The sequence below is a fragment of the Rhodococcus sp. AC861 genome (assembly GCF_979256035.1).
In genome coordinates this window covers 736,092-762,245 of record NZ_CEEDMW010000003.1, presented here as the reverse complement: position 1 = coordinate 762,245, position 26,154 = coordinate 736,092, and the positions used below count along the sequence as shown (strand labels likewise).

The 26,154-nt window shown below is 67.7% G+C and carries 23 protein-coding genes and 1 pseudogene; 16 read left to right on the top strand and 8 right to left on the bottom strand.

What is annotated here, in order from left to right; all coding sequences use genetic code 11:
• On the top strand, window positions 1-2,610 hold the full coding sequence (locus AC0IX4_RS13085) for a bifunctional lysylphosphatidylglycerol flippase/synthetase MprF (RefSeq protein WP_471829236.1): 2,610 nt from the start codon (window positions 1-3) through the stop codon (window positions 2,608-2,610).
• On the opposite strand, the gene AC0IX4_RS13080 is transcribed toward AC0IX4_RS13085, so the two are convergent.
• From AC0IX4_RS13080 to AC0IX4_RS13070, 3 genes are read right to left on the bottom strand one after another with little or no spacing between them, the layout of a single operon-like run.
• Entirely contained in the window at window positions 2,588-3,436 is an 849-nt protein-coding gene (locus tag AC0IX4_RS13080; protein ID WP_471829234.1) for an ABC transporter ATP-binding protein, read from the bottom strand. The two genes, AC0IX4_RS13085 and AC0IX4_RS13080, sit on opposite strands and share 23 nt — an antisense overlap.
• On the bottom strand, window positions 3,433-4,524 hold the full coding sequence (locus tag AC0IX4_RS13075) for a FecCD family ABC transporter permease (protein WP_471829233.1): 1,092 nt from the start codon (window positions 4,522-4,524) through the stop codon (window positions 3,433-3,435). The genes AC0IX4_RS13080 and AC0IX4_RS13075 overlap by 4 nt, the downstream gene beginning before the upstream one ends.
• Window positions 4,521-6,011, bottom strand: coding sequence for a FecCD family ABC transporter permease (locus tag AC0IX4_RS13070; RefSeq protein ID WP_471829231.1), 1,491 nt, complete (start codon window positions 6,009-6,011; stop codon window positions 4,521-4,523). Before AC0IX4_RS13070 ends, AC0IX4_RS13075 begins: the two co-directional genes overlap by 4 nt.
• A 184-nt stretch (window positions 6,012-6,195) precedes the next feature.
• Here AC0IX4_RS13070 and AC0IX4_RS13065 point away from each other — a divergent pair, with 184 nt between their 5' ends.
• From AC0IX4_RS13065 to AC0IX4_RS13030, 8 genes are all read left to right on the top strand, one after another.
• Window positions 6,196-6,918, top strand: coding sequence for a hypothetical protein (locus AC0IX4_RS13065; RefSeq protein WP_042573700.1), 723 nt, complete (start codon window positions 6,196-6,198; stop codon window positions 6,916-6,918).
• A 204-nt stretch (window positions 6,919-7,122) separates the two neighbouring features.
• Window positions 7,123-7,557, top strand: coding sequence for a PaaI family thioesterase (locus AC0IX4_RS13060; RefSeq protein WP_042575665.1), 435 nt, complete (start codon window positions 7,123-7,125; stop codon window positions 7,555-7,557).
• A gap of 108 nt (window positions 7,558-7,665) precedes the next feature.
• Window positions 7,666-7,968, top strand: coding sequence for an urease subunit gamma (locus tag AC0IX4_RS13055; protein ID WP_042575666.1), 303 nt, complete (start codon window positions 7,666-7,668; stop codon window positions 7,966-7,968).
• Window positions 7,965-8,330, top strand: coding sequence for an urease subunit beta (locus AC0IX4_RS13050; protein WP_471829230.1), 366 nt, complete (start codon window positions 7,965-7,967; stop codon window positions 8,328-8,330). The genes AC0IX4_RS13055 and AC0IX4_RS13050 overlap by 4 nt, the downstream gene beginning before the upstream one ends.
• Window positions 8,330-10,051 carry an urease subunit alpha gene (locus AC0IX4_RS13045; RefSeq protein WP_471829229.1) on the top strand — a complete coding sequence of 574 codons (1,722 nt, stop codon included), beginning with the start codon at window positions 8,330-8,332 and terminating at the stop codon, window positions 10,049-10,051. The genes AC0IX4_RS13050 and AC0IX4_RS13045 overlap by 1 nt, the downstream gene beginning before the upstream one ends.
• A 17-nt stretch (window positions 10,052-10,068) precedes the next feature.
• Window positions 10,069-10,731: an urease accessory protein UreF gene (locus AC0IX4_RS13040; protein ID WP_471829228.1), complete on the top strand. Its 663-nt coding sequence runs from the start codon at window positions 10,069-10,071 to the stop codon at window positions 10,729-10,731.
• 26 nt (window positions 10,732-10,757) lie between these two features.
• Window positions 10,758-11,438 carry an urease accessory protein UreG gene (gene ureG, locus AC0IX4_RS13035; RefSeq protein ID WP_042575668.1) on the top strand — a complete coding sequence of 227 codons (681 nt, stop codon included), beginning with the start codon at window positions 10,758-10,760 and terminating at the stop codon, window positions 11,436-11,438.
• Window positions 11,439-11,466: 28 nt separating this feature from the next.
• Window positions 11,467-12,183 carry an urease accessory protein UreD gene (locus tag AC0IX4_RS13030; protein WP_471829328.1) on the top strand — a complete coding sequence of 239 codons (717 nt, stop codon included), beginning with the start codon at window positions 11,467-11,469 and terminating at the stop codon, window positions 12,181-12,183.
• Between the two features lie 167 nt (window positions 12,184-12,350).
• Here the strand turns inward: AC0IX4_RS13030 and AC0IX4_RS13025 are convergent.
• Window positions 12,351-13,691, bottom strand: a pseudogene (locus AC0IX4_RS13025) (NAD(P)/FAD-dependent oxidoreductase); the annotation flags it as partial.
• A gap of 66 nt (window positions 13,692-13,757) precedes the next feature.
• Window positions 13,758-14,678 (bottom strand): NADP-dependent oxidoreductase, encoded by a 921-nt coding sequence (locus AC0IX4_RS13020; protein WP_471829226.1) that lies wholly within the window; start codon window positions 14,676-14,678, stop codon window positions 13,758-13,760.
• Between the two features lie 152 nt (window positions 14,679-14,830).
• Between AC0IX4_RS13020 and AC0IX4_RS13015 the strand changes: the two genes are divergently transcribed.
• Together AC0IX4_RS13015 and AC0IX4_RS13010 are read left to right on the top strand one after the other, a co-directional pair.
• Entirely contained in the window at window positions 14,831-15,706 is an 876-nt protein-coding gene (locus AC0IX4_RS13015; RefSeq protein WP_471829225.1) for an LLM class F420-dependent oxidoreductase, read from the top strand.
• 1 nt (window position 15,707) lies between these two features.
• Window positions 15,708-16,385, top strand: a complete 678-nt coding sequence (locus AC0IX4_RS13010; RefSeq protein ID WP_471829224.1) for an SDR family NAD(P)-dependent oxidoreductase — start codon at window positions 15,708-15,710, stop codon at window positions 16,383-16,385.
• On the opposite strand, the gene AC0IX4_RS13005 is transcribed toward AC0IX4_RS13010, so the two are convergent.
• Window positions 16,378-17,424, bottom strand: coding sequence for an AraC family transcriptional regulator (locus AC0IX4_RS13005; protein ID WP_231568750.1), 1,047 nt, complete (start codon window positions 17,422-17,424; stop codon window positions 16,378-16,380). The two genes, AC0IX4_RS13010 and AC0IX4_RS13005, sit on opposite strands and share 8 nt — an antisense overlap.
• A gap of 48 nt (window positions 17,425-17,472) precedes the next feature.
• On the opposite strand from AC0IX4_RS13005, the gene AC0IX4_RS13000 reads away from it, so the two are divergent.
• Window positions 17,473-19,002, top strand: coding sequence for a flavin-containing monooxygenase (locus AC0IX4_RS13000; protein WP_471829223.1), 1,530 nt, complete (start codon window positions 17,473-17,475; stop codon window positions 19,000-19,002).
• 85 nt (window positions 19,003-19,087) lie between these two features.
• On the opposite strand, the gene AC0IX4_RS12995 is transcribed toward AC0IX4_RS13000, so the two are convergent.
• Complete coding sequence (locus tag AC0IX4_RS12995) at window positions 19,088-19,912, bottom strand: SDR family NAD(P)-dependent oxidoreductase (protein WP_042575713.1); 825 nt, start codon at window positions 19,910-19,912, stop codon at window positions 19,088-19,090.
• Window positions 19,913-20,039: 127 nt separating this feature from the next.
• Between AC0IX4_RS12995 and AC0IX4_RS12990 the strand changes: the two genes are divergently transcribed.
• The 4 genes from AC0IX4_RS12990 to AC0IX4_RS12975 all read left to right on the top strand — a co-directional run bounded on the left by AC0IX4_RS12990 (window position 20,040) and on the right by AC0IX4_RS12975 (window position 23,879).
• Window positions 20,040-20,519, top strand: a complete 480-nt coding sequence (locus AC0IX4_RS12990) for an SRPBCC family protein (protein WP_471829222.1) — start codon at window positions 20,040-20,042, stop codon at window positions 20,517-20,519.
• 25 nt (window positions 20,520-20,544) lie between these two features.
• Window positions 20,545-21,459, top strand: a complete 915-nt coding sequence (locus AC0IX4_RS12985) for a TIGR03620 family F420-dependent LLM class oxidoreductase (protein WP_471829220.1) — start codon at window positions 20,545-20,547, stop codon at window positions 21,457-21,459.
• Between the two features lie 64 nt (window positions 21,460-21,523).
• Window positions 21,524-22,510 (top strand): ABC transporter substrate-binding protein, encoded by a 987-nt coding sequence (locus AC0IX4_RS12980; RefSeq protein ID WP_471829219.1) that lies wholly within the window; start codon window positions 21,524-21,526, stop codon window positions 22,508-22,510.
• 43 nt (window positions 22,511-22,553) lie between these two features.
• A complete protein-coding gene (locus tag AC0IX4_RS12975; protein WP_471829217.1) occupies window positions 22,554-23,879 on the top strand; it encodes a lipase family protein in 1,326 nt (441 codons plus the stop codon).
• A gap of 59 nt (window positions 23,880-23,938) precedes the next feature.
• Here AC0IX4_RS12975 and katG read toward each other — a convergent pair whose 3' ends face one another.
• Window positions 23,939-26,119 carry a catalase/peroxidase HPI gene (gene katG / locus AC0IX4_RS12970; RefSeq protein ID WP_471829327.1) on the bottom strand — a complete coding sequence of 727 codons (2,181 nt, stop codon included), beginning with the start codon at window positions 26,117-26,119 and terminating at the stop codon, window positions 23,939-23,941.
• Window positions 26,120-26,154 lie beyond the last annotated feature (35 nt).

The window sequence follows — 26,154 nt, the reverse complement described above, 5'->3', positions numbered from 1 at the left end:
GTGACCTCAACGGACGACGGCGAACCCACGCCCGCTGCGCCGAGCCGCATCGGCCGTGTCCGCACGGACGTCGCCGCCTGGTGGGCACGCACGCGCCGGCAGGGTGCCCGGGTCGGTTCTACCGTCGCCTACGGCGCGAAGGGTGCGCCCGTCAGTCTGACGCTGCTCGCCGCGATGTGGATCGGCGTCGTCGTCATCTCGCTGACGACCCGCAGCTACCGCAGCTTCCTCGACCATCACATCGCGGTGGGCATCGTTCCCATCGAGAATCTGCGTCTCTGGACCCCGGTGACGTCCGGGCTGTTCGCTCTCGGAGTCGCGGCGCTGGTCGTCTCCACGCTTCTGTTCCTTCTCGTCGCGGCGCCGGTCGAGCACCGGATGGGCACCCGGCGCTTCGCCGCGGCGGTTCTGGTGACGCAGATCGGTGGGTCACTGCTCGGTCTGGCTCTCGCTGCGCTGGGCCAGCTTCTCGACGAAGGGTGGGGTTTCCAACTCCATCTCGGTGTCACCTCGGGACCGACGGCCTGGATCCTCGGAACCCTGATGGTGGCCAGCTCCGACATGGGCACCTTGTGGCGTCGTCGAGTGCGGGTGGGTCTCGTGGCCCTGACCGTGGTCATGGCTCTCTTCGGTGGCCACCTCACGGACATCACGACACTGGGATCCGTCCTGGTGGGAGGCCTCGCCGGACCACTGATCGTCGGCAAGTCTCCCCGTGCGTCGAGGTTGGCCGGCACGCGCCGCGAGGGTCGCGTCCTGGTCGCGTTGATCGTCGCGGCCAGCGCCGTCGGTCCGATGATCGCGGCGTTCTCGCCCAACGCGGTCGGCCCGTTCGCTGTCCTGCGTGAGCTGTTCCGCAGTCAGCAGTGGACCGTCGACGAGGTAAACCTGGTCTGCGGCGCCGACCCGGGATCCACCGATTGCCGACGCGGTCTGCTCGATCTCCGCCTCGGCGGTGTCGGCCCGACCGTCGCCAGCGTGCTGCCGTCGCTCTATCTGCTCGTTCTTGCCGACGGCCTCCGTCGTGGGCGACGGTTCGCGTGGACCGGCGCGGTGTTGTCCCAGTTCGTCCTGATCGCCCTCGCGCTGGCCAACTACCTCATCAGATTCGCGGACCTCGACAACGGCGAGACGCTCTACTACGGCGTCGGCGATGCGACGCTGTACCGCACGGCGGTCCCGTTCCTGGTGCCGCTGGCCGTCCTGGCGTTGCTGGTGGTCACGAGAAAGAACTTCGACGTGCGGGCACCGGCCGGTACCTATCGCCGTGTGTGGATCGGGACCGCGTCGGCTGCGGTGGCGTTGGCCGTGATCTACGTGGCCGTCGGGACCCTGGTGCGCGGGGGCTTCGACGGCAGTCCGTCCGCCCTGGCGCTGCTGGGAGACTTCCCGCAGCGTCTGGTACCCCCGATCCTGCTGCAGTGGTTCGACCCGCCGTTCCTTCCGGACAGCGGACTCGCGACCGTCCTGTACGAGTGGACGGGCATCGCCTTCTGGGCGACGTTGATCGTGTTGACGGCCGGGTCGTTCGTGAAGCCCGCGTACGGCGTCGACACCGATGCGACCGAGCGTGCCCGCGCAGTGCTGTCGGCGAGCAGCGGCAGCGCGTTGTCCTGGATGACGACGTGGAGCGGCAATCGCTACTGGTTCTCCGGCGACGGCCGAAGCTACGTCGCGTTCCGCGTGATCTCCGGTATCGCCCTGACGACCGGAGATCCGGTCGGGCCCCCGGCGGACCGGAAGGCGGCCATCGTCGGCTTCTCGGAGTACGCGTCGGCCAACGGTTGGTCTCCCTGCTTCTACTCGGTGACTCCCGACGTCGCGTCCATCACCGGCGCACTCGGCTGGGAGAGCATCCAGGTGGGGGAGGAGACCGTGCTCCCTCTCGACGGTCTCGCCTTCACGGGCAAGAAGTTCCAGGATGTGCGTACAGCCGTCAACCGGGCCAAGAAGGCCGGGGTGGAAGCCGAGTGGATCAGCTTCCCGACCGCGCCGCTGGCGATCACCGACCAGATCACGGCGATCTCCGAGGAATGGGTGGCCGACAAGGGCATGCCCGAGATGGGGTTCACTCTCGGCGGCCTGGACGAGGTGGACGATCCGCAGGTCCGATGCCTCATCGCGGTGGACGAACACCGCACGGTGCACGGCATCACGTCGTGGATGCCGGTCTACCGGGACGGCGAGGTGGTGGGATGGACGCTCGACTTCATGCGTCGACGGTCCGAGGGGTTCCGACCGGCGATGGAATTCCTCATCGCCTCGGCCGCCCTGTCGTTGCAGGAGGAGGGCGCGCAGTTCCTGAGCCTGTCGGGTGCGCCGCTGGCGAAGGTGGGCGACCCCACCGAGGAGTCGCCGGCGACCTCGACCCTGTCCGCTCTGCTCGAACGGTTGCTCGACGTCGTGGGCCGCACCCTGGAACCGGTGTACGGGTTCCGGTCGCTGCTGGCCTTCAAGTCGAAGTTCCAGCCCGTGTACGAGCCGATGTACATGACGTTCCCCGACGCGGTGGCCCTGCCCAGCATCGCCAACGCGATCGGCCGTGCCTACCTGCCCGACGTGTCCCTCGGGCAGAGCGTCAAGTTGGTCAGGACGATGATCGAACGGTGACGTGCCGGGTGCCGATCGGGACGATCAGGGGGCGGTCCGAGACCGGGTCGTCGATGACGGCGGCGGTCAGGCCGAACACGTCGGCCAACATCTTCTCCGAGATGACCTCGGACGGCGTGCCACTGGCGACGATTCTGCCTTCGTGCATGACGACGAGTCGGTCGCTGTAGCGGACGGCGAGATTGAGGTCGTGCAGGACCATGACGACGGTCCTGCCCATCTCGTCGTGCATCCTGTCGACGAGATCGAGCACCTCGATGGAGTGCGCGAGGTCGAGGTACGTCGTGGGCTCGTCCAGGAGCAACACGTCCGTTCCCTGCGCCAACGCCATCGAGATCCATGCTCGCTGCCGCTGTCCACCGGAGAGCTGATCCACGGGACGCTCGGCCAGATCCTCGATACCGGTGAGCTGGAGTGCGCGGGCCACCTCGGACTCGTCGTCGCGGGACCACTGGCGGATCCACGACTGGTGCGGGTGCCTGCCGCGGGCGACGAGGTCGGCGACGGTGAGACCCTCCGGTGCGATGGGCGACTGGGGGAGGACGCCGAGAGTGCGGGCCACGTCCTTCGTCTTCATGTGGCCGATGGCCTTGCCGTCGAGAGTCACCTGTCCCTGCCGCGGCGACAGCAGACGGCCCAGCGCGCGCAGCAGCGTCGATTTACCGCAGCCGTTCGGTCCGATCACGGTGGTGATGACTCCGGTGTGCACCTCGAGGTCGAGGCTGTCGATGACGATGCGGTCGCCGTAGCCGACGGAGATGTTGTCGGCGACCAGGCGATGGGGATGCACTGCCTCCGCCGCATCGGCCTGTGTGTGCGCACTCATATCGTCGCCTTTCGGTTGACTCGAACGAGCAGGTAGAGCAGAAAGGGTCCGCCCATGACGGAGGTGACGATGCCGACGGGCAGTTCCACGGGAAGCACGGTCCGCGCCACCAGGTCGGCGCCCACCACGACCAGCGCCCCGGTCAGTGCCGACGCGATCAGGGGCGGCTCGGCCGACCGCGTCAGTCGCACTGCGATCTGGGGCGCGGCGAGCGCGACGAAGCCGATGGGGCCTGCGACGCTCGTCGCGATGGCGGCCAGTGCGACGGAGATGACGAGCAGCACGGCCTGCGACTTCTGGACGTTCACGCCCAGCGACCGGGCGGTGTCCGGGCCGAGTCTCATTGCGGTGAGTCGGAAGGACATACCGACCGACGCGGCGCCGAGGACGACGACCGCCGCCGTGACGGGCCAGACCTGAGACCACGTCGCGCCGGACAGCGTGCCGGTGAGCCAGAGCTGAGCGCGCGTGACATCGGTGATGTCGGCGTTGACCAGCATCCATCCGATGAGCGCCACCATCATGGCGTTCACGGCGATGCCTACCAACACCAGCCGCATTCCCTGCACGCCGCCGCGCCACGAGAGCAGATAGACGGCCGCGGCAGTGAGCAGTCCGCCGACGAGAGCGGCGATCGTGAGACCGAGCGTCGCGAACACTCCCACGGCGGTGCTGGTTCCCGACAGCACGATCAGCGAGATCGCCGCGACACTCGCGCCGGACGTGATGCCGAGGATGTCGGGACTGGCCAGGACGTTGCGGGTGATCGACTGCATGAGAGCGCCCGACACCGCCAGTGCCGCCCCGACGAGCACGCCGGTGAGCGCGCGGGGGAGTCGCAGATCCATGACGACGAAGCGCTCGATCCGGCTACCTCCACCGAGCAGGACTTGGACGACGTCCGGGATGGACAGTGGGTAGTCGCCGCGCCCGACGTTCAGGCAGAACACCAGGAACAGTGCTGCCGCGAGAGCGATCGCGACGATCACCCGGGCCGGTCGACGCACCGTCGAGAGAGGGCCCAGCCGGAACGCGGGCCTGCCTGCCACCGCCGACGACTTGACGTCGGCTTCGAGAGCGCGGGTCACAGCGAGACCAGCGTTCTGCGGCGCACCAGGGCGATGAAGAAGGGTGCTCCGACCAGGGCGAGCACGATGCCCACCTGCAGCTCGCCGGGCCGCACCAGAACCCGGCCGATGACGTCCGCGAGTACCAGCAGCACTCCGCCGAGGGCGCCGGCGAACGGCAGCAGCCAGCGGTAGTCGGGTCCGGTGATCGCTCGCGCCACGTGCGGCACCACCAGTCCGACGAACGCGATGGGACCGCAGGCGGCCGTGGCCGCGCCGGTGAGCAACGTGATCGCGACGATGCCGACAATGCGGGTGAGTGTGATGTTGGTGCCTAGCGACCGCGCGACGTCGTCTCCGAGACTGATGGTGTTCAGGGCCGGAGTGCCGGCGACCGCGATGATCAGGCCGACGACGATGAACGGCAGCACGGTCCAGAAGATGTCGAGTCCTCGTCCGGCCACCGATCCGACGACCCAGAAGCGGTAGCTGTCCAGCGTGGTCTGATCCAGCAGGACGACGGCATTGGTCATGGCCTGGAGGAAGAACGCGATGGCCGCGCCCGCCAGCGCGAGAGACAGAGGGTTGGCGCGAGCCCCGCCGAGCGAGGCCGTGCCGAACACGACGACGCTCGCGGCCGCCGCACCGGCGAATGCGAACCACAGGTATCCGCTGGGGGACGTGATGCCGAACAGGAAGATCGCGATGACGACGAAGAACGCGGCGCCCGCGTTCAGTCCCAGCAGGCCGGCGTCGGCAAGCGGGTTTCGGGTGTGTCCTTGGATCAACGCACCCGCGACGCCGAGCGCGATGCCGACGACCAGTCCGAGAACGGTGCGCGGAAGTCGCAAGGACCGCACGATCACGTCCGTGTCGGTTCCGGTGGCAGAGAACAGAGCATGGAAGATCTCGGCGAAGGTGAGAGGTCGCGCACCGACCGCGATGCTCATCAGGGCGACCAGGACGAGCGCCGCGGCAAGGATGATCAGTCCGGTCGTCCGGCGCCGGCGCGCCGCGGCCGACGACGTGTCCTGCTCGATCGGTCGGAAGCCGTCGGCGACCGCCACGGACAGTCGGACGGTGGTGATCCGCGAACGCGGCCGGTGTCCCAGTGCTGCGCGTACACCGGTGGCGTTGCCGTCGCTGGTCCGCAGAATCAGCGCGAACAACGACTTACCGACGCTCTGACCTGCACGCCCGTCGCGAACCCCGCGATTCCACACCAGGACTGCGACGGCGGCGAGAACTGAGATGGCGGCGAAGACGACGCGGTCGACCTGGCCGCCGCCGTTGTCGTCGGCCAGCGATCGCACGATCACCGCACCGATGGCGAGAGGAAGGAGGGGGAGGGCGATGTCCACGGCAGCTGCCGCGACGACGGACGCGGTGCTGGGTGCCTGGCGGGTCTCGTCGAGCGTGGAGTAGTCGCGGTCCGAGCGGACGGTATCCGCGGGTTCCGGGAGTGCACCCGAGTCGGGAGCGTGCGCGAGGGGTGCAGTGTCACTCACGCTGAATCCCTCCCGTCGAACGTCGTTCATTTCACGTCTCTCCTTGGAAGGTTACGCAATCCTAAGCACTTGCGTACGCAGGGTCGGTCGGTGACGCGCACCACAACCGGTTGCACGTCAAGTATTGGTTAGGCTTACCTTATGGCGCAACGCCGTCCCGTCCGATCATGAGGAGCGCACACCGATGACAGTTCTCGCCGACATCGTCGTCTCGCCACCGGACCGCCGAGCGACCGTCGGTGCCGAGTTCCGTCGCACGATGACCACGCTCCGCCACCTCGATGCGAACGCTCCTCGTGTCTACGCGGTCGCCGACATGGCAGAACAGAGCAAACGTCGGTGGTGGTCCTTCGCCACCGGATGCGAGTCGGGCCGCTTCGCCGCACTGCACGGGCGTGCCCTGCTCGACCACCCCGATCCACATCGGGCGATCGAGCAGGTGTCGGCGGCGCTGGTCCACGCCGTCGTCGGACGCTCCGCTGCAGCGTTCGTCGCGTGCGCTCGATCCTGGGACCCGGGTCCCGAGAACCTCTGGATCCATCTGGACAGCGACGTCTGCATCGACTGGGCGGGAGTTCGCGACACCACGTTGCGCTCGGTGTCGTCGGCGTCGGTCGGGCGCAGTCGCGGCACGGTGGGTCTGCCGTGCGACGAGGCTCTCGCAGCCTGGATCGCGCATCGCGCGTCCCGATCGCTGGACGTCGCCGCTCAGGGACTGTCGACGCTCGGACCGATCGATAGAACCGGTCTGGGGCGCATCGTCGGAGACTCCGTTCTGGGTGCATCCGCGCGGGTTCCGATGTTGGGTACCGACCACGACCAGGAGGCGGGATGGCGACGCGGCCAGATGCTTCTCGACGCCCTGGCCGGCGCCGGGTGGCAGGTCCGCCGTCGTCGATACCCGTGACTTAGGCAAGCCTGTCCTATATGCTGAATCCGTGCCGACGAGCACACATCGACTTCGGACCGTGCCGGTGACCTGAGGGCTGCAGCGACACCGGCATCCGTGCCCCGGCGGGCCTCGCACACCACTGCGAGGCCCGCCGACTTTTCGGTCCGACCCTGTTGGTTCACTGGGACTTCCATCCCGGCAGCCACGAGGAGTCTCCCGATGACCGAACCCACGACGTCCCTGGACGACATGAGAGCGCAGCTCGACACCGGTTTCGGCAAGCTCATCGGTCTCGAGTTCCACGATCTCGAACCCGATCGCGTCACCGCGCGGTGGACTGTCCGCGACGAGCTGTTGCAGCCGTTCGGCATCGTGCACGGGGGAGTGCACTGTTCCGTCATCGAGTCCGTCGCCAGCACCGCTGCAGCATTGTGGCTCGGGGGCCGCGGCCACGTGGTGGGAGTGAACAACACCACCGACTTCATCCGCGCAGCTCGCGCCGGAGTCCTGACCGCGGAAGCGGTTCCGGTGCACCGCGGACGCACTCAGCAGATCTGGACGGTCACGATCACCGACGAGTCGGACCGGCTGATCGCGCGAGGTCAGGTGCGGCTGCAGAACATCGAGGACACCGCGGCCATCGGCGGAGCCTGAAACCGGGCGATTCCCGCCTGCCGTGCACGATGCCCCGCCGCGTGCCAGCATTGCGGAGCCGCAGTCGCATTCCCGAAAGGACGTCACACCAGTGAGCAGGGTCGAGGCATGAGACTGTCGCCGCACGAGCAGGAGCGACTGCTGCTCAGTTACGCCGCCGAACTCGCGCGTCGGCGACGTCAGCGCGGTCTGCGGCTCAATCACCCCGAAGCGATCGCCGTCATCACCGATCACCTCCTCGAAGGTGCACGTGACGGGCGGACCGTCGCCGAACTGATGTCGTCGGGACGCGAGGTGCTCACCCGGGAGGACGTCATGGACGGCATCCCGGAGATGCTGCCCGAGGTGCAGGTCGAGGCGACCTTTCCCGACGGCACCAAGCTCATCACCGTCCACGATCCCATTTCATGAAGGGCGCCGAGCGCATGGATGACGGCAGAATCATTCCGGGCGAGATCCTCGTCGAGGACGGTGTGATCGAACTCAACGCCGGCCGGGCAACCGTCACGCTGGACGTGGTCAACGACGGCGACCGTCCCGTACAGGTCGGGAGCCACGTGCACTTGCCGCAGTCGAACGCCGCGTTGACGTTCGACCGCGAAGCGGCGCACGGCAAGCGGCTGGACATCCCTGCGGGAACGGCCGTGCGCTTCGAACCGGGTATCGCGCATCGCGTGACCGCCGTCGATATCGGCGGATCCCGTGAGGTGTACGGGATCTCGCTGACGCCTCCCGGTCGTCTGGATGCGGTCGAGACGACGGGCGGACTCTGATGTCCTTTCTCGACCGATCGCGGTACGCGCAGCTCTACGGGCCCACCACCGGCGATCGAATCCGGTTGGCGGACACCGATCTCGTCGTCGAGATCACCGAGGACCGTTGCGGCGGGCCGGGTCTCGCCGGTGACGAAGCCGTCTTCGGCGGCGGCAAGGTGATCCGCGAGTCGATGGGTCAGTCCCGCGCCACCCGTGCCGACGGCGCGCCGGACACGATCATCACGGGCGTGGTCGTGCTCGACCACTGGGGAATCATCAAGGCCGACGTCGGTATCCGCGACGGCCGTATCGTCGCGCTGGGCAAGGCGGGCAATCCCGACACGATGTCCGGGGTGCATCCGGACCTCGTCATCGGACCCTCCACCGAGATCATCGCCGGCAACGGCAGGATTCTCACCGCCGGAGCCATCGACTGCCACGTGCATCTGATCGCACCGCAGTTGATGGAGGAAGCGCTCGGCGGGGGCATCACCACGATCATCGCCGGCGGCACCGGTCCCGCCGAGGGGACGAAGGCCACCACGGTCACTCCGGGCGCATGGCACCTCGCACGCATGCTCGAGGCTCTCGACGGATGGCCGATGAACGTGGCGCTGCTGGGCAAGGGCAACACGGTCTCACCCGATGCGATGTGGGAGCAGTTGCGCGCCGGCGCCTCGGGTTTCAAGCTGCACGAGGACTGGGGATCGACACCCGCCGCCATCGACGCCTGCCTGACGGTGTGTGATCAGGCGGGCGTTCAGGCCGCACTCCATTCGGACACCCTGAACGAGGCCGGCTTCGTCGAGGACACGCTCGGTGCGATCGCCGGTCGGGGAATCCACTCGTATCACACGGAGGGAGCCGGAGGCGGTCACGCACCCGACATCATCACGGTCGCCTCGCAGCCCCACGTACTCCCCAGTTCCACCAATCCCACTCGGCCGCACACGGTCAACACTCTCGACGAGCACCTCGACATGCTGATGGTGTGCCACCACCTCAGTCCGTCGATTCCGGAGGATCTCGCGTTCGCGGAAAGTCGGATCCGACCGTCGACGATCGCCGCCGAAGACCTGCTGCACGACATGGGAGCGATCTCGATGATCGGAAGCGACTCCCAGGCCATGGGCCGGATCGGCGAGGTCGTCCTGCGGACGTGGCAGACCGCGCACGTGATGAAGAAGCGCCGCGGCTTCCTCGCCGGCGACTACCGTGCGGACAACAACCGCGCCATGCGGTACGTCGCCAAGTACACGATCTGCCCCGCCGTGGCGCACGGTCTCGATGCCGAGGTCGGTTCGATCGAACCCGGCAAACTGGCCGACCTGGTGTTGTGGGAACCGGCATTCTTCGGTGTCCGTCCGCACATGGTGATCAAGGGCGGCATGATCGCCTGGGCGACGATGGGCGACGCGAACGCGTCCATCCCCACACCTCAGCCCGAGCTCCCTCGGCCCATGTTCGGTGCGACACCGAAAGCCGCGGCGGCCACGTCCGTGCACTTCGTGGCGCCGCAAGCACTCGCGGACGGTCTCGCGAACCGGCTCGACGTCTCCCGCCGTCTGGTGCCCGTGGGCAACGTCCGCGGCATCGGCAAGGCGCAGATGGTGAACAACGACGCGGTGCCGCGCATCGAGGTGGATCCCGACACGTTCACCGTGCGTATCGACGGCGACGTGTGGACCGAGCAGCCGGCGACCGAACTGCCGATGGCGCAGCGGTACTTCCTGTTCTGATGACGACACTGGATCCGATGACGACACTGTCTGCACCGTCCGGGCTCGCGATGCTCTTCACCCTCGCCGACTCCCGGCTGCCCATCGGGGGTCACGTGCACTCCGGTGGAGTGGAGGAAGCGATCACGGAAGGCCTCGTGCGCGACGTGGTGACTCTCGACGCGTACCTGCGTCGTCGGATGAGAATCAGTGGTGCGGTCGCGGCGTCCCTCGCGGCGGCCGTCTGCGCCGGCATCCTGTCCCCGGTCGACGCCGATCACGAGACGGACGCTCGCACACCGTCTCCCGCCGCGCGCGCGGCCTCCCGGTCCCAGGGACGGGGACTGCGCCGACTCGCCGAGACCGTGTGGCCCGATCACGACTGGTCGACGCTCGGTCGTCGTCCGCATCTTCCGGTCGTCGCCGGTGTCGTCGGTGCGCTCACCGGGTCTACCCCGTCGGAGACAGCGTCCGTTCAGATCTACACCGCGATGACCGGCGCGGCGATCGCCGCGCAGCGGCTCCTGGCTCTCGACCCCGGTGCCGTGGCGGCCTGCACCATCGGCCTCGCGAGCGAGTGCGACCGCATCGCCGACTCGGTCACCGCCGGCCTCCCTCGACTGGAGAACCTGTCCGACCCGCTGCTCGACTTCCTGGGCGAACGCCACGCACAGCGTGAACGACCACTGTTCGCGTCCTGACCGACAACACCGAAGGAGCCTTCACGATGCCTCCGCATCTCATCGACGGGGAACCGCACACGCACGACCTGGACCGCCCGAAGCGTTCTCGCACACCTGGCGAGGCTCTGCGGGTCGGCATCGGCGGCCCCGTGGGATCCGGCAAGACGGCGCTCGTCGCTGCTCTGTGCCGACAATTGCGGGACGAGCTGTCTCTCGCGGTGCTGACCAACGACATCTACACCACGGAGGACGCCGACTTCCTCCGTCGTCACGCGGTGCTGCCCGACCAGCGCATCACGGCCGTGCAGACCGGGGGATGCCCGCACACCGCTATCCGCGACGACATCACGGCGAACCTCGACGCCATCGACGATTTGATCGAGGCGAACCCGCCGCTGGATCTCATCCTCGTCGAGTCGGGTGGCGACAACCTCACCGCGACGTTCTCGTCCGGACTCATCGACGTCCAGATCTTCGTGGTGGACGTGGCCGGCGGCGACAAGGTGCCCCGCAAGGGCGGTCCGGGGGTGACGTACTCGGATCTGCTGGTCATCAACAAGACGGATCTGGCTCCGATGGTGGGAGCGGATCTCACGGTCATGGAGAACGACGCTGTCCGAGTGCGCGAAGGGCGGCCGACCGCGTTGATCTCACTGACGGAGGATCCGGCCGCGACCGACGTGCTGAGGTGGGTGCGAGATCAGCTCGCCGCCGTCGCTGTCTGAGTCGACGGCCCCGGTCGGCCGCGGGACGCTGCAGTCCGTCGTGACCATCGTGGCGTCGCGTGCCCGCACACCGCGGATCGAGGCCCGCGGTGGGTTGGCGGTGCGGCGGACAGGAGCGCATCGGGTGCACCTGATCGGCTCTGCCGCAACACCTCTCGGTGGGGACACGATCGAGGTTCGCATCGTCGTAGAGGCGGGTGCCCGACTCGAGGTCTGCACCGTCGCCGCGTCGGTCGCCCTCCCTGGACGCATCACCGACGTCTCACACGCGCGGTGGTCTCTCGAGGTGCACGACGGTGGGGACCTGGTTTTCGACCCTGAGCCGACCATCGTCGCGGGTTCGGCCGAGCATCACTCGGAGGTCGGTCTGCACCTCGGGACGGGGTCGCGGGCAGTGGTTCGCGAGCGGGTGCAGCTCGGCCGCACCGGCGAACACCTCGGGCGATGGACGGGAACGTTCGACGTCGATACCGGTACGACGCCGGTGCTCCGTCACCGGGTGGACCTCGGGCCGGGAGCCGACGGTCACGACGCCCTGCTCGCACCGATGGCGGCGATGAGTACTCTCACGTGGCCCTCGACGGCCTTGCCGGACGCCACCGGTGATGTGCGATCGGGCCTGGACACGACGATGCCGATGGCCGGCGGTGGAACGCTCTCCACCTGGCTCGGCCATCGGCTACCGGTCGTTCAGCCTGCGCGCTTGGCTCCTGCGGACTCCGCCGAGGACGGTTCTGCTCCCTGACGTTCCTCCGCAGTGGGGGACGCACCCGACGCGGCACGCTTCTCGGTGCTGTCCTGCTGCTTCTGCCGACCCTCGGCGTCCACCGTGACGCCGGACTCGCGGTCGGCGGCCTTGCTGGTCGCCTCGACCGTGCGCGTCGGGATGGAGATGCCCTCGACGCGGTTCTCCTTCTCGAGAGTGTGCAACTGCTCGATCGCGAGACGGGCGAACACCTGCTGCTCGGTCGATGCCATCTGCGCGCGACCGCGACCCAGGAAGGTCACGAACCACGAGATGACCGTCGTCAAGCGGTTGCGGTATCCCACCTGGTAGAAGAGGTGCAGGCCGAGCCACGCGACCCAGGCGATGAAGCCACCGAACTCGAGCTTGCCGACCTTGCACACCGCGCTGAAGCGCGACACGGTGGCCATCGAGCCCTTGTCGAAGTACGAGAACGGCTTGCGCTCGGCCGGGCTCTGTCCGTCGAGCGACGCCTTGATCTGCTTGACGGCGTACTTCGCACCCTGGATGGCGCCCTGCGCCATGCCGGGAACGTCCTTCACCGACATCATGTCGCCGACGACGAAGACCTCGGGGTGGCCCTTGATGGTCAGATCGGGCTCGACGACGACACGTCCGGCTCGGTCCACCTCGGTGCCGTCGGACTGGTCGGCGAGCTGCTTGCCCAGGGGGCTGGCCTGCACGCCGGCCGACCACACCTTGCACTGGGCCTCGATGCGACGCTCGGTGCCGTCCTTCTCCTTGACGGTCAGACCGTCGTTGTCGACGCCGGTCACCATCGCGTTGAGCTGGATATCGACGCCCAGCTTCTCGAGGCGCTTGGCTGCCTTCTCGCCGAGCTTCTTGCCCATCGGCGGCAGAACGGCGGGCGCAGCGTCGAGGAGGACGACCTTGGCGTCCCTGGCGTCGATGTTGCGGAACGCTCCGTCGAGGGTGCGGTTGGCCAGCTCGGAGATCTGGCCGGCCAGCTCGACACCGGTGGGGCCTGCGCCGACCACGACGAACGTCATCAGACGCTCGCGCTCGGCCGGGTCCGTCGACAGCTCGGCCTGCTCGAACGCGCCGAGGATCCGGCCGCGCAGCTCGAGAGCGTCGTCGATGGTCTTCATACCCGGCGCGAATTCGGCGAAGTGATCGTTGCCGAAGTACGACTGCTGGGCACCCGCCGCGACGATCAAGCTGTCGAAGTGCGTCACCGTCTCGCGCTCGAGCAGACGCGACGTGACCGTCTTGTTCGTCAGGTCGATGGTCTCGACGTCACCCATCAACACCTCGGCGTTCTTCTGCTTGCGCAGGATGACGCGGGTGGCGGGGGCGATCTCGCCGACGGACAGGATGCCGGTGGCAACCTGGTACAGCAACGGCTGGAACAGGTGGTGGGTGGTACGCGCGATGAGCGTGACGTCCACATCGGCCCGCTTGAGGGCCTGCGTGCCGAAGAGGCCACCGAATCCGGAACCGATGACGACGACGCGGTGACGCTTCTTCTCGTTCGTCTCGACGCTCATGTGTCCACTCCTAAAATGTCTGTGTTCTCGGGGACAACGGTAGTCTGCTGCGGCCCGACCTGCCGGTCAGGGTTCGAGAACGTACTTTCCGCGCGGGTGATTCGTGCCCAGTTCGCGATGAGCCCTCGCAGCCTCGTCCAACGGGTACTTCGCGGCGATCGTCACGGTGACCACGGACCCCGCGAGGTCGAGCAACGTCAGGCGGGCACGTTCACGACGTGCTGCGCTCTCCGCGTTCCCCCCGCCCACGGACGGGAAACCTTCGTCCGCGGCCCGGCCGAATGCCGCGATGGTGACGATCCTGGTGCGGTCCTCGACCAGGGCCAGCGACACGTCCACCGCCTCGTCGGTTCCGACGGTGTCCAGCGCCACGTCGACTCCGTCCGGTGCGGCGGTCCGGACACGGTCGAGCAGACCGTCGCCGTAGGGAACGGCCACGGCGCCGAGTGCACGCACCGCGTCCAGATTGCGAGGACTGGCGGTGCCGATCACCTGCGCACCGCGATGGACGGCGAGTTGGACCGCCTGTGAGCCCACCGACCCGGACGCGCCGTGGATCAGCACGCAGTCGCCCTCGCCGACGCCGGACAGTTCGACGATGTCCCAGGCGGTGGCAGCCGTGAGGAGATACGACGCCGCCTCGGCCCAGTCGAGAGAAGCGGGCTTGGGCAGGACCGAGCCCGCCGGGGCGATGATGCGCTCGGCATACGCGCCGTCGGCGAGAACGATGACCTCGTCTCCGACCGACACGGGACCCGCAGGGCCGTCGGCATTCGCGCCGACGGCCAGCACGACACCGGATGCCTCGGCACCCAGCGGCATCGGGAGGCGACTGGAGTCGGTGCCGAACGCGCCGCTGTAGAGCTTGTAGTCGATGGGGTTCACCCCGGCCGCCCGTACCTCGACGAGAACCATGCCGTCGCCGGGTTCGACCAGGTCCACCTCACGTATCTCGACGACCTCCGGGCCGCCGAAAGCCGTTGCCACTACTGTCCGAGTCGGAGCCGATTCATTCACACTCCGAACAACGCGCGACGATCCCGAATGTTCCCTCGCCGTGGCTTCCGACGGTCCGGAACCGTACGCAGGGACGAAGTAGCAGCAGATCCGTTGCGAGAGACGAACGAGGAGACTTCATCGTGCAGTTGGCCGTTCATTATCCGTACTTCACCCTTCCGGGCGGGGCCGCCGCGACGGCCGGACTGCTCTCGGACAGCGCACGCGCCGCGGAGGACGGGGGGTGCACCCTGTTCACGCTGATGGATCACTGGTTCCAGATGGAGAACCTCGCCACCGCGCAGGATCCGATGCTCGAGGGCTACACCTCGTTGGGGTTCCTCGCGGGACGGACCGAGAGCATCAGGCTGGGCCTGCTGGTCACCGGCGTGACCTACCGCCATCCGGGTCTGCTGGCCAAGACCGTCACGACGCTCGACGTCCTGTCCGGGGGTCGGGCGATGCTGGGTATCGGCGCAGCCTGGTACGAACGCGAGCACAAGGGGCTGGGTGTCCCGTTCCCCTCCATGGCCGAGCGATTCGAGCGGCTCGAGGAGGCCGTGCGGATCTGCAAGCAGATGTGGAGCGACGACGACGGTCCGTTCGACGGACAGCACTACTCGTTGGCCGAGACGATCTGTGAGCCGAAACCGCTGCAGCGCCCCGAGCCGCCCATCATGATCGGCGGGTCCGGGGAGAAGAAGACTCTGGCCTTCGTCGCGCGGTACGGCTCACTCTGCAACCTTTTCGCGCCCGACCAGGACACCGTCGCCCACAAGCTCGACGTCCTGCGCGGTCACTGCGAGCGCGAGGGACGCCTCTACGCGGATATCGAGAAGACCATCATCACCTCGCTCGATCCGGTCGCGGACGGTGCCGGGTTCCTCCGTGAGATGGAAGGATTCGCCGCCCTGGGCGTCGACACGGTGTGTGTGAGCCCGCAGGGGCAGGATCCCGTCGCCTGGACGCGGTCGGCCACCGCGGCGACCGTCGGCTCGCTCTCCGAGATGGGCGTCTGACATGGAACTCGCCGGTAAGCATTTCCTGGTCACGGGCGCCTCGGGTGCTCTCGGATCGCGGATCACCGCGCGTCTCGTCGACGCGGGTGCGACCGTGACGATCTCGGGACGGTCGGCGGACGCGCTGTCCGCGCTCGGCGTGGACGGGGCGCACGTCGTGGCAGCAGACCTGGCCCACCCCGGTGCACCGGAGGACCTCGTCGTGCAGGCGACGTCGCACGTCGGCCACCTCGACGGAGTCGTGATCGCGTCGGGAGTCGTGGCGTTCGGGCCGGCCGCGGAGGTGGACGACGACACGGTGGACGACCTGTTGCTCGTCGACCTGCTGGCGCCGCTGCGCCTCGTGCGGTCCGCCCTGACACGCGTCGAGGCCGGGGGCGTCATCCTGAGCATCAGTGGGGTCATCGCCGAGAAGCCTGTCGGCGGAATGGCGGCCTACTGCGCGGCGAAGGCCGGTATCAGCGCATTCGTCGAGGCGGTACGACCCGAGGCGCGTCGACGCAAGGTGCGGGTGGTCGATGCCCGTCCGCCCCACACCGAGACCGGACTGGCGACGCGTGCGATCTCCGGCACGGCGCCGTCGATGCCGACGGGACTCGATCCGGACGACGTCGCCGCACGCATCGTCGCTGCCATCGTGGACGACGAGAAAGAGCTTCCGTCCAGCGCTTTCAGCTGAGCCGTCGGCCGTCGCCGGGACCGTGGCGACGGACGTCGGTGGGAGTGAGGTCCCACCATCGGCGACACGCGCGGGTGAACGTCGATTGCTCGGACAGTCCGACGGCGGCGGCGATCTGACTCATGGGCAGCGATGTCGTCGTCAGGTAGCGGAGCGACTCCTCGCGCCGGACCTGGTCGACGATCGCCGCGAACGTGGTGTTTTCGCCGGACAATCGGCGTTGCAACGTGCGTGGATGCAGGCTGAGGAGGCGCGCCGCGTGGTCGATGTGCGGGGGAGTGGTCCCGAGTGATTGCTGCAGGATGGTCCGGACCCGCGGAGTGACGTCGGTCGTCGGTCCGGCGCCCTGTCGGGCCAGGAACGCCAGCGCCAACCGGTGCAGGTTGGAGTCGCCGCCGTGCATGGGCCGGTTCATCAGGGACGCCGGCACCCGCAGGATGGCGGCGGGTCGGCCGGTTCGGACGGCGACGCCGAAGAAGTTCTCGTACACCGACACCGGAGCGACGGGTACGTACGGGAGCTCGACGGACCTCAGACCGTACGGACCACCGACCAGCGCGATGGTGGCCCGGTGCAGGAATCCCAGTCCCATGTCGGTGCCCTGGATCGGCGCGATGATGCCGGGCCTGGTGCCGTACCTCAATCCGACGATTCCCGGTGTTCCGTAGGGGTCACGCTCGGGGTGCAGAGACAGCGACTGGGCATGGATGAAGAGGTAGTGCTCCGTGCACTCGAGGGCCTCACCCACGGTCGCCGAGTTCTGGATAGCCAACGCCAGAGGACCGAGCATCCCGAGGTCCTGTCGGCGGGCGATGCGGAGTCCGAGATCGGGGCAGTCGAGTTCCGCGGCCGCGATCTCGAGCACGCCGGCCATGGCGACGTCCTCGACCAGGAGGTCGTCCGCGTCCAGCGCGGCAACGGGAAGTCCGGCGGCGACCGCGTAGCTCTCCGCGTCGCCCCCCAGTTCGGCCACCGTGGCGCGGAAGCCTCTCAAACCGGCGGATCGAATAGCGGGCATGTCGCCAAGAATCAAGGACATGTCGTCCAGAGTCAAGCAATGTCGCGTCGGAGTCGGGAGACTGGTCGTATGACATCCACAGCCGATCATCTCGATCCGTCGTTCACCGATTCGACCCTCGAGCACGTCGACGTGGTCGTCGTCGGGGCAGGACTGTCCGGAATCGGCGCGGGCTACCGCTTGTCGACGGAGCATCCCGGCAAGACCTGGGCGATTCTCGAGGCGCGAACCAGCATGGGCGGCACGTGGGATCTGTTCCGCTACCCGGGGGTGCGCTCGGATTCCGACATGTACACGTTGGGTTACCAGTTCAAGCCGTGGCGCGCGGAGAAGTCCATCGCCGACGGCGAGACGATCCTGGACTACATCAAGGAGACCGCCGCCGAGTTCGGTATCGACCGTCGTATCCGGTACGGCACGAAGGTCGTCGACGCCGACTACAGCACGGCCGATGCGACGTGGACTCTGACGCTGCAGGTCACCGACGAGTCCGGCGTCTCCACCACGCAGATGACGTGCGGCTTCCTGTACTGCTGCGCCGGATACTACGACTACGACAAGGGGTACAACCCCGACATCGCCGGCCTCGACACGTTCGCCGGAACCACGGTCCATCCGCAGTTCTGGCCGGAGGATCTGGACTACGCGGGCAAGAATGTCGTCGTGATCGGAAGTGGTGCTACTGCAGTCACTCTCGTGCCGTCCATGTCGCGCACGGCGAACCATGTGACGATGCTGCAGCGCTCGCCCACCTGGATCAGTGCGGTGCCCGGCAGGGACAAGCTGGCCGACAGGATTCGCAAGTACCTCCCCGCGGGCATGGCGCACAGCGTCATTCGCACGAAGAACATCCTGTTCAGCACCGGCTTCTACCAGTTCTGCCGGCGCCGGCCCGAGTCGGCGCGCGCGCTGCTGACCAAGTTCTCCACCAAGATCCTCGGTGACGAGAAGCTGGTCGCGGAACACTTCACGCCGGAATACAACCCGTGGGATCAGCGCCTGTGCGCCATCCCGGACGCGGACCTTTTCAAGGCGATGAAGAAGGGCAAGGCCTCGGTCGTCACCGATCACATCGACACTGTCCTCCCGGACGGCATCCGCCTGAAGTCCGGAAAGACGTTGCCCGCGGACGTCATCATCACAGCAACGGGACTGCAGCTGTTGGCATTCGGCGGAATCACGCCGCACGTCGACGGGGTGGCCGTCGACCTGTCGAAGCAGTTCGTCTGGCAGGGCGCCATGATGACCGGCGTTCCCAACTTCGCCATCTGCATCGGGTACACCAACGCGTCGTGGACCCTGCGGGCCGACCTGACATCGCGTCTCGTCTGCCGCGTGCTCGAGTACATGGACAAGAACGATCTCGCCTCGGTGGTGCCGTCACCTCGGGGCCCGCTCGAGGAACGTCCCCTGCTCGATCTGCAGTCGGGGTACGTGCAGCGATCCATCGACGAGTTCCCCCGCCAGGGTGACCACGGTCCCTGGTTGGTCCGTCAGAACTACATTCTCGACTCGATGTCGACGCTCCGCGGCGACATGAGCAAGACGTTGAAGGGCACGGCGCGCAGCACTGTGCGCAAGGTGGCGAACGTTCGCTGACGTCCCGTCGACGAGAACCCCGCGCGAACAAGGCCAGGGCCCCCACCGATCGGTGGGGGCCCTGGCCCTGTCGTGAGTGACGCTGCTACATGGCGCGGCGCATGACCGAGAAGTAGGTCGCCGGGAACAGTCTCGCCAGGATGTCGACGGAGTGCGCGCTCGCCGCGATCAGGACGCGGCCCTTGCGCTTCTCCACACCGTCGAGGATGCGTAGAGCGGCCTTGTCTGCCGGGTAGGTGAGCAGCTTCGCGAAGGTGGCCTTGCCCGCCGCGATCTCCTTGTCGGTGGCACCGGCGGCCGATCCGGCGGTCTCGGCGATCCGGGTCTTGATGCCGCCGGGATGCACGGACGTGACGCCGATGTTCGGAGCGAGTTCGTGGCGCAGGCACTCCGTGAAGCCGCGGATGGCGAACTTGCTCGAGGAGTACGCCGACTGGCCGGGAGGGGCCACGATCCCGAACAGGCTGGACACGTTGACGATGTGCGAGCCGGGCGAGCGACGCAACGTGGGAAGCAGTCGACGTGTGATGTCCACCGGCGCACGGAAGTTGATGTCCATCACCGTATCGAAATCCTTGGCCGACAGCTGCTCGAACGACCCGCCGAAGGCGATGCCGGCATTGTTGATCAGCAGATCGATGCGCTCGTGCCGCTCGACGATGCCGTCGATGGCGATACCCAGACGGTCCAGATCGGACAGATCGGCGACCACGGTGTCGATGGACCGGGCGGGGGAGGCCGTACCGATGGCCTGCGCGACATCCGCGAGACGCTCGGCGTCCCTGTCGAGAAGGATGAGATCGGTTCCGCGGCGGGCGAGTTCGTACGCCATCTGTTCGCCCATTCCACTGGCTGCGCCGGTGACGAGCGCGGTGGCGCCCGGGAAACGGAAGGGGGGGAGGGACGGCATGAACACTCCTGGAAGTAGGTGACGGTGTGTAGTCGACTCTGCACGACGCAGGCCGGTCCTTCTTGACTCTGTACGACACCACGTCGGAAACGGCATTCTCCGGTGGCGGCCTCGATACGGTGGCGCGGTGACCGAACCTTCCACACCCGCTCTCGCGTCGGGAACCGTCACGGTGCGCGCCGACGCCGACACCGTGTACGCCGCCGTCACGGACCTGGACCGTCTCGCCGACTTCGCCGACGAGGCCCACACGATGCGCTGGAAGAGCGGCTCGTCGGCGGGAGTCGGTGCGACGTTCGTCGGGAGTAACCGCAACGGCCTGCACCGGTGGTCGACGACGTGCACCGTGACCGACGCCGATCCGGGGCGCGCGTTCGCCTTCGACGTCGCGTACGGACCTGTCTCCATCCCGATCGCGCACTGGCGATACGACGTGGAGCAGTCGTCGGACGGAACCGTGGTCACGGAGCGGATGTGGGATCGACGTCCGGGATGGTTCGTGGGCATCGGCGGGCTGGCCACGGGTGTCCGTGATCGTGCCACGGCCAACACCGCGAACATCGCGGCGACACTCGACAGGCTCAGGCAGTCGGTCGACCGGGTCTGACCCCGCCGCGTGCACACTGGTGGACATGACTTCGGACGCGACCATCGGCCTGTGGACGGGAACTCTCGACGGCGTGCCCGTCACCGACGTCACGGACGTGGTGAGGCAGGTCGAACATCAGGGGTGGCACTCGCTCTGGTTCGGTGAGGCGTACGGGCGTGAAGCACTCACCGCGGCGCAGCTCTACCTCGGCGCCACGTCCTCGCTGGTGGTCGGAACCGGTATCGCCAGCATCTACGCCCGTGATGCCGTCGCGACGGCGTCCGCCGCGCGGACCCTGCACGCCGTGTCGGGCGGCCGCTTCGTCCTGGGTCTCGGTGTCTCCCACGCACCCCTCGTCGAACGTATGCGCGGGCACCTCTACGCGAAACCTGTTGCAGCGATGAGGGAGTACCTCGACGCTCTGGACGCTGCACCGGCCGCGGTGGCGGGGGAGGAGCAGAACCCGCCGCGGCTGCTCGCGGCCCTCGGTCCGAAGATGATCGAGCTGTCGCGCGATCGCACCGCCGGCGCTCATCCGTACCTCGTGACACCGGAGCACACGTTGATGGCGCGCGAGATCCTCGATGCGGGCGACAGCGAGCACCGTCCGGAACTCGTGGTCGAACAGGCCGCCGTGGTGGACCCGGCCGCGGACTCGGACGAGTCGGTGTGGAGCGAACGGGCTCACGCCCATCTGAACATCTACACGGGACTTCCCAACTACCGGAACAACTGGGAGCGACTGGGTTTCGGGCAGGACGACTTCGTCCGAGGCGGGAGCGCGAAGCTTGCCGATGCCATGGTCACGCGGGGCCTCGAGGCCACCACTCGACGCGTCCAGGAGCACATCGACGCCGGCGCGACGAGCGTGGTGGTCCAGGTGCTCGGCGCCCGGATGGACGTTCCACCGGTCGGGGACTGGGCGCGGCTCGCGGGAGCACTCGGGTTGGGTCGGTAGACGGGCGCAACGCCTCTGAGGTTAGCCTTACTTTCAAACGATCTGATCTCTCGAAGGGTGTCTCATGCGCGTCTCCGTCGGTGTGTCCGTCGCGGCCACGGTTCTACTTCTCGGCACGGCGGCGTGCAGCTCGTCGGACACCGACTCCGCACCGACGGAGTCGAACGGTGCCTTCCCGGCGCAGATCACCGACAAGTTCGGCACCGTGACGGTCGACGCCGCGCCGGAGCGCCTGGTGACCGCCGGGTACAACGATCAGGACTTTGCGCTCTCGCTGGGCGTCACGCCCGTCGCCACACGCGGTTTCTCCGGGTACGACTACGCGACCCGCCCGTGGGCGCAGGATGAACTGGCCGGCAACACCATCACCGAGGTCGGCAGCGACACACTCGACGTCGAAGGCGTGGCGGCGGCCGAACCGGACCTGATCATGGCCACCTACGCGTACCTCGAGGAGCCGGAGTACCAGCAGCTCGGTCGGATCGCGACCACGGTGGGCGATATCGCCGGTTCGGACGGGTCGGAGACGCCGTCGTGGCGGGATCAGCTGGCGGCCTACGGAACTGCGCTCGGCAAGACCGCCGAGGCGGACACCGTGCGCACGGAGGTGGACGCGAAGTTCTCCGACGCCACCGCGCAGAACCCGTCGTTCGAGGGTCGCACCGCCGCGGTCGCTCTGTACCTCGACGGCACGTTCTACATCCTCGACAGCGGAGATCCCCGCAACCGCTTCTTCACCGACCTCGGATTCACCACTCCGGAGACCACCGGACTCGTCAGCGCCGAGCGCTACGACCTGCTCGATCAGCAGACACTCGTCCTCCTCGGTGTCACACCCGAGGATGTCGCGGGCAACGCGTTGCTGCAGAGCCTGAACGTCGTGAAGGACGACCGGACGGTGTACGTCGGTGAGTTCGGCACACCGGTACCCGCTGCACTCGGCTTCGCGAGCCCGCTGAGCCTCCCGTACGCCGTGGATGCACTGGTTCCGGTGCTCTCCCGCGCATCCGACGACGACCCGTCGACCCGAGTCGGCACGGTGGAGGGCTGAGCGCACGGGTTAGTGTGACCCGACGACAGGGGTAACCGTAGGCATGAGTATCGAACAGCACCAGCGGGACGTGGATCCGCCCGAGACCGAGCACTGGTCGGAGGGTCCCGTCACGACGCCGGAGCGGGACCCGTTCTACCTCCCTCCCGAAAGCTTCGAGAACGCCGCCTGCGGTGATCTCCTGCGGTCGCGTCCCGTGCGCATCGGGGTGTTCGGCCGAGTGCGCCAACGTCTGCAGGCGTGGCAGTTGCTCTACCGCACGCAGGACCTCGAGCGGCACCCCCGTGTCGGCGTCACCACCGTGCTGCTGCCGGCCGGTGCTCGCCCGGATGCGCGCCGTCCGTTGTTGTCGTACCAGTGCGCCATCGACGCGGTATCGGGCCGGTCGTTCCCGTCCTACGCACTGCGTCTGGGATCGCACGCGCGCGGCTCGGTGCCGCAGTACGAATTCCTGCTTGTGCTGCACGCGCTACGCCTGGGGTGGGCCGTGAGCATCCCCGATCACGAAGGTGCGGAGGGTCATTGGGGCGCTCCGCTCGAACCCGGTTACTGCACCCTCGATGCCGTCCGGGCTGCCGTGTCGTTCGATGAACTGGGCCTCGACACCTCCACGCCCGTCGGCCTCTGGGGCTACTCCGGTGGTGGACTGGCCTCCTCGTGGGCCGCCGAGGCGGTCGACGAGCATGCCCCGGAACTCGACGTGGTCGGAGCGGTCCTCGGGTCACCGGTGGGTGACCCGGCATCGGCATTCTTCCGCCTCAACGCAACCCGCTACGCCGCGCTACCTGCCCTCGTCATCGAGGGGTTGCGGCTGACGTATCCCGACCTCGACGCGGTGATGCAGGAATTCGTGAACGACGAGGGCCTCGAGCTGCTCGCGTCGACGAACAAGATGACGACGATGCAGGCGATCATCGCGCTGCGCGGGTTCGACCTGGATCGCTACGCGACCATCCCCATCGCCGACGTCATGGCGAAACCCGAGATGGTGACGATCTTCGAGGAAATCCAACCCGGGCGTTCGGCTCCCGGGTTCCCGCTCCTCGTCCTGCAGGCGACGCACGATCAGATCATCGCGGTGGACGACGTCGACGGTCAGGTGACGCGGTACCGCGATGCGGGTGCCTCCGTGCAGTACATCCGCGACCGGACCAGCGAACACATCACCTTGCTGCCACTGTCGGTGCCGTTGACGCTTCGCTGGCTCGACGACCGGTTCGCCGGACGGCCGACGGGGGAGCAGTCGACCACGACGGTGTGGTCGGTCGCCTGGTCGCTGCGCAGCGCGGCGGGGTATCTCGCGCTCGCCGGGTCCGCAGCGAGAGCGCTCGTCGGTCTGCCTATCTCGACCCGCCGCTCTCGTCGCTGAGACGACACCACCCCCGCACCGAGGAACCGATGCGGGGGTGGTGATGGTCAGAAGAGAGATCAGGCCAGTTCGAAGCGATCCAGCATCATGACCTTGTCCCACGCGGCGACGAAGTCCTGGACGAACTTGTCCTTCGCATCGTCGCAGGCGTACACCTCGGCGATGGCACGGAGTTCGGAGTTCGAGCCGAACACCAGGTCGTTACGGGTGCCGGTCCACTTCGTCTCACCGGTGGCAGCATCCTTGGCCTCGTAGATGCCGTCCTCGGACGTGGGAACCCACTCGGTGCCCATGTCGAGGAGGTTCACGAAGAAGTCGTTGGACAGTGTGCCGACCTTGTCGGTCAGAACGCCGTGCGACGAGTTCTGGTAGTTGGCGCCGAGGACACGCAGACCACCGACGAGGACGGTCAGCTCGGGTGCGCTGAGCGACAACAGGTTCGCCCGGTCGACGAGGGAGTACTCCGCCGGCAGCTTCTGGCCCTTGCCGAGGAAGTTACGGAAGCCGTCGGCCTTCAGCTCGAGGTCGGAGAACGAATCGACGTCCGTCTGCTCCTGCGTGGTGTCCATGCGGCCCGGGGTGAACGGAACGCTGACGCCCGATGCCTTCTCGAGTGCCGCGACGCCGCCGAGGACGACGAGGTCGGCGAACGAGACCGTTCCGGAGAACGACTCCTGGATGCCTTCGAGCACGCGGATGACCTGTGCCAACTCGTCGGGCTCGTTGACCTCCCAGCCGGCCTGCGGCTGCAGACGCAGGCGACCGCCGTTGGCACCGCCGCGCTTGTCGCTGACGCGGAAGGACGACGCTGCGGCCCACGCGGTCGAGATGAGCTGCTCGGTGCTCAGCCCGGAATCGAGGATCGCGGACTTGAGCTCGGCGAGCTGTGCGTCACCGATCAGCTCGTGGTCGACGGCCGGGATCGGGTCCTGCCACAGCAGGGTCTCCGACGGCACCTCGGGTCCGAGGTACCGGCTGACCGGTCCCATGTCGCGGTGGGTCAGCTTGAACCACGCCTTCTGGAACTCTTCTGCGAGCTCCTCCGGGTGGTCGAGCCAGCGACGGGTGATCTGCTCGTAGATCGGGTCGACGCGCATCGCGATATCCGAGGTCAGCATCGACGGGTGGCGACGCTTCGTCGGGTCGGCGGGGTCCGGGACCAGGTCCGCGCCCTCACCGTTCTTCGGACGCCACTGGTGAGCGCCGCCGGGGCTCTTGTAGAGCTCCCACTCGAAGCCGTAGAGCGTCTCGAGGAACGTGTTGTCCCATTGCGTCGGGGTCGGGGTCCAGATGACCTCGAGACCACTCGTGATCGCGTCCGCGCCGACACCGCTCTGGAAGCTGTTCTTCCAGCCGAGGCCCATCTGCTCGATCGGGGCGCCCTCGGGCTCGGCTCCGATGTGCGCATCGGGGTCGGCTGCACCGTGGGTCTTGCCGAAGGTGTGTCCGCCGACGGCCAGTGCTGCGGTCTCGACGTCGTTCATGGCCATGCGGCCGAAGGTCTCGCGGATGTCCAGTGCGGACTGCACGGGATCCGGGTTGCCGTTCGGGCCTTCGGGATTGACGTAGATCAGACCCATCTGCACAGCGGCCAGCGGGTTCTCGAGGCTCGTGCGATCACCGTTGTAGCGCTCGTCACCCAGCCAGGTCTGCTCGGGGCCCCAGTAGACGTCCTCGTCCGGCTCCCAGGCGTCGACGCGACCGCCGGCGTAGCCGTAGGTCGGCAGTCCCATGGACTCGATGGCGACGTTGCCGGTGAGCACGATGAGGTCGGCCCAGGAGAGCTTGCGGCCGTACTTCTGCTTCACGGGCCAGATCAGGCGACGGGCCTTGTCGAGGCTGGCGTTGTCCGGCCAGCTGTTCAGAGGTGCGAAACGCTGCATGCCGGCTCCGGCGCCGCCGCGTCCGTCCTGCTTGCGGTACGTGCCGGCTGCGTGCCACGCCATGCGGATGAAGAAGGGGCCGTAGTGGCCGAAGTCCGCGGGCCACCAAGGCTGCGAGTTCGTCATGACGGCTTCGATGTCGCGCTTGACCTCGGCGAGATCGAGCGAGTTGAACTCGGCCGCGTAGTCGTAGTCGGCGCCCATCGGATCACCGACGGCGGGGTTCTTCTTCAGGATCTTGAGGTTCAGTGCCTTGGGCCACCACTCGTGGTTGGTGCCACCCTCGACCGGCATCGGCATCTTGTCGTGCATGACAGGGCAGCCGCCGGACGCGTCCTGCGGCTGGTCCTGGTTCATCTCTTTTTCGCGTGTTGTGTGGTCCTCGGACACGA

Excerpts from the sequence above, each read along its gene's own strand:
- AC0IX4_RS12995 (WP_042575713.1), bottom strand. The coding sequence starts at position 19,912 with ATGCCGTCCCTCCCCCCCTTCCGTTTCCCGGGCGCCACCGCGCTCGTC.
- AC0IX4_RS13040 (WP_471829228.1), top strand. The coding sequence starts at position 10,069 with ATGACGACACTGTCTGCACCGTCCGGGCTCGCGATGCTCTTCACCCTC.
- AC0IX4_RS12975 (WP_471829217.1), top strand. The coding sequence starts at position 22,554 with ATGAGTATCGAACAGCACCAGCGGGACGTGGATCCGCCCGAGACCGAG.
- AC0IX4_RS13055 (WP_042575666.1), top strand. The coding sequence starts at position 7,666 with ATGAGACTGTCGCCGCACGAGCAGGAGCGACTGCTGCTCAGTTACGCC.
- AC0IX4_RS13050 (WP_471829230.1), top strand. The coding sequence starts at position 7,965 with ATGAAGGGCGCCGAGCGCATGGATGACGGCAGAATCATTCCGGGCGAG.
- AC0IX4_RS13080 (WP_471829234.1), bottom strand. The coding sequence starts at position 3,436 with ATGAGTGCGCACACACAGGCCGATGCGGCGGAGGCAGTGCATCCCCAT.
- AC0IX4_RS13045 (WP_471829229.1), top strand. The coding sequence starts at position 8,330 with ATGTCCTTTCTCGACCGATCGCGGTACGCGCAGCTCTACGGGCCCACC.
- AC0IX4_RS12980 (WP_471829219.1), top strand. The coding sequence starts at position 21,524 with ATGCGCGTCTCCGTCGGTGTGTCCGTCGCGGCCACGGTTCTACTTCTC.
- AC0IX4_RS13060 (WP_042575665.1), top strand. The coding sequence starts at position 7,123 with ATGACCGAACCCACGACGTCCCTGGACGACATGAGAGCGCAGCTCGAC.
- AC0IX4_RS13065 (WP_042573700.1), top strand. The coding sequence starts at position 6,196 with ATGACAGTTCTCGCCGACATCGTCGTCTCGCCACCGGACCGCCGAGCG.
- AC0IX4_RS12985 (WP_471829220.1), top strand. The coding sequence starts at position 20,545 with ATGACTTCGGACGCGACCATCGGCCTGTGGACGGGAACTCTCGACGGC.
- AC0IX4_RS13000 (WP_471829223.1), top strand. The coding sequence starts at position 17,473 with ATGACATCCACAGCCGATCATCTCGATCCGTCGTTCACCGATTCGACC.
- AC0IX4_RS13005 (WP_231568750.1), bottom strand. The coding sequence starts at position 17,424 with ATGTCCTTGATTCTTGGCGACATGCCCGCTATTCGATCCGCCGGTTTG.
- katG (WP_471829327.1), bottom strand. The coding sequence starts at position 26,119 with ATGAACCAGGACCAGCCGCAGGACGCGTCCGGCGGCTGCCCTGTCATG.
- AC0IX4_RS13010 (WP_471829224.1), top strand. The coding sequence starts at position 15,708 with ATGGAACTCGCCGGTAAGCATTTCCTGGTCACGGGCGCCTCGGGTGCT.
- ureG (WP_042575668.1), top strand. The coding sequence starts at position 10,758 with ATGCCTCCGCATCTCATCGACGGGGAACCGCACACGCACGACCTGGAC.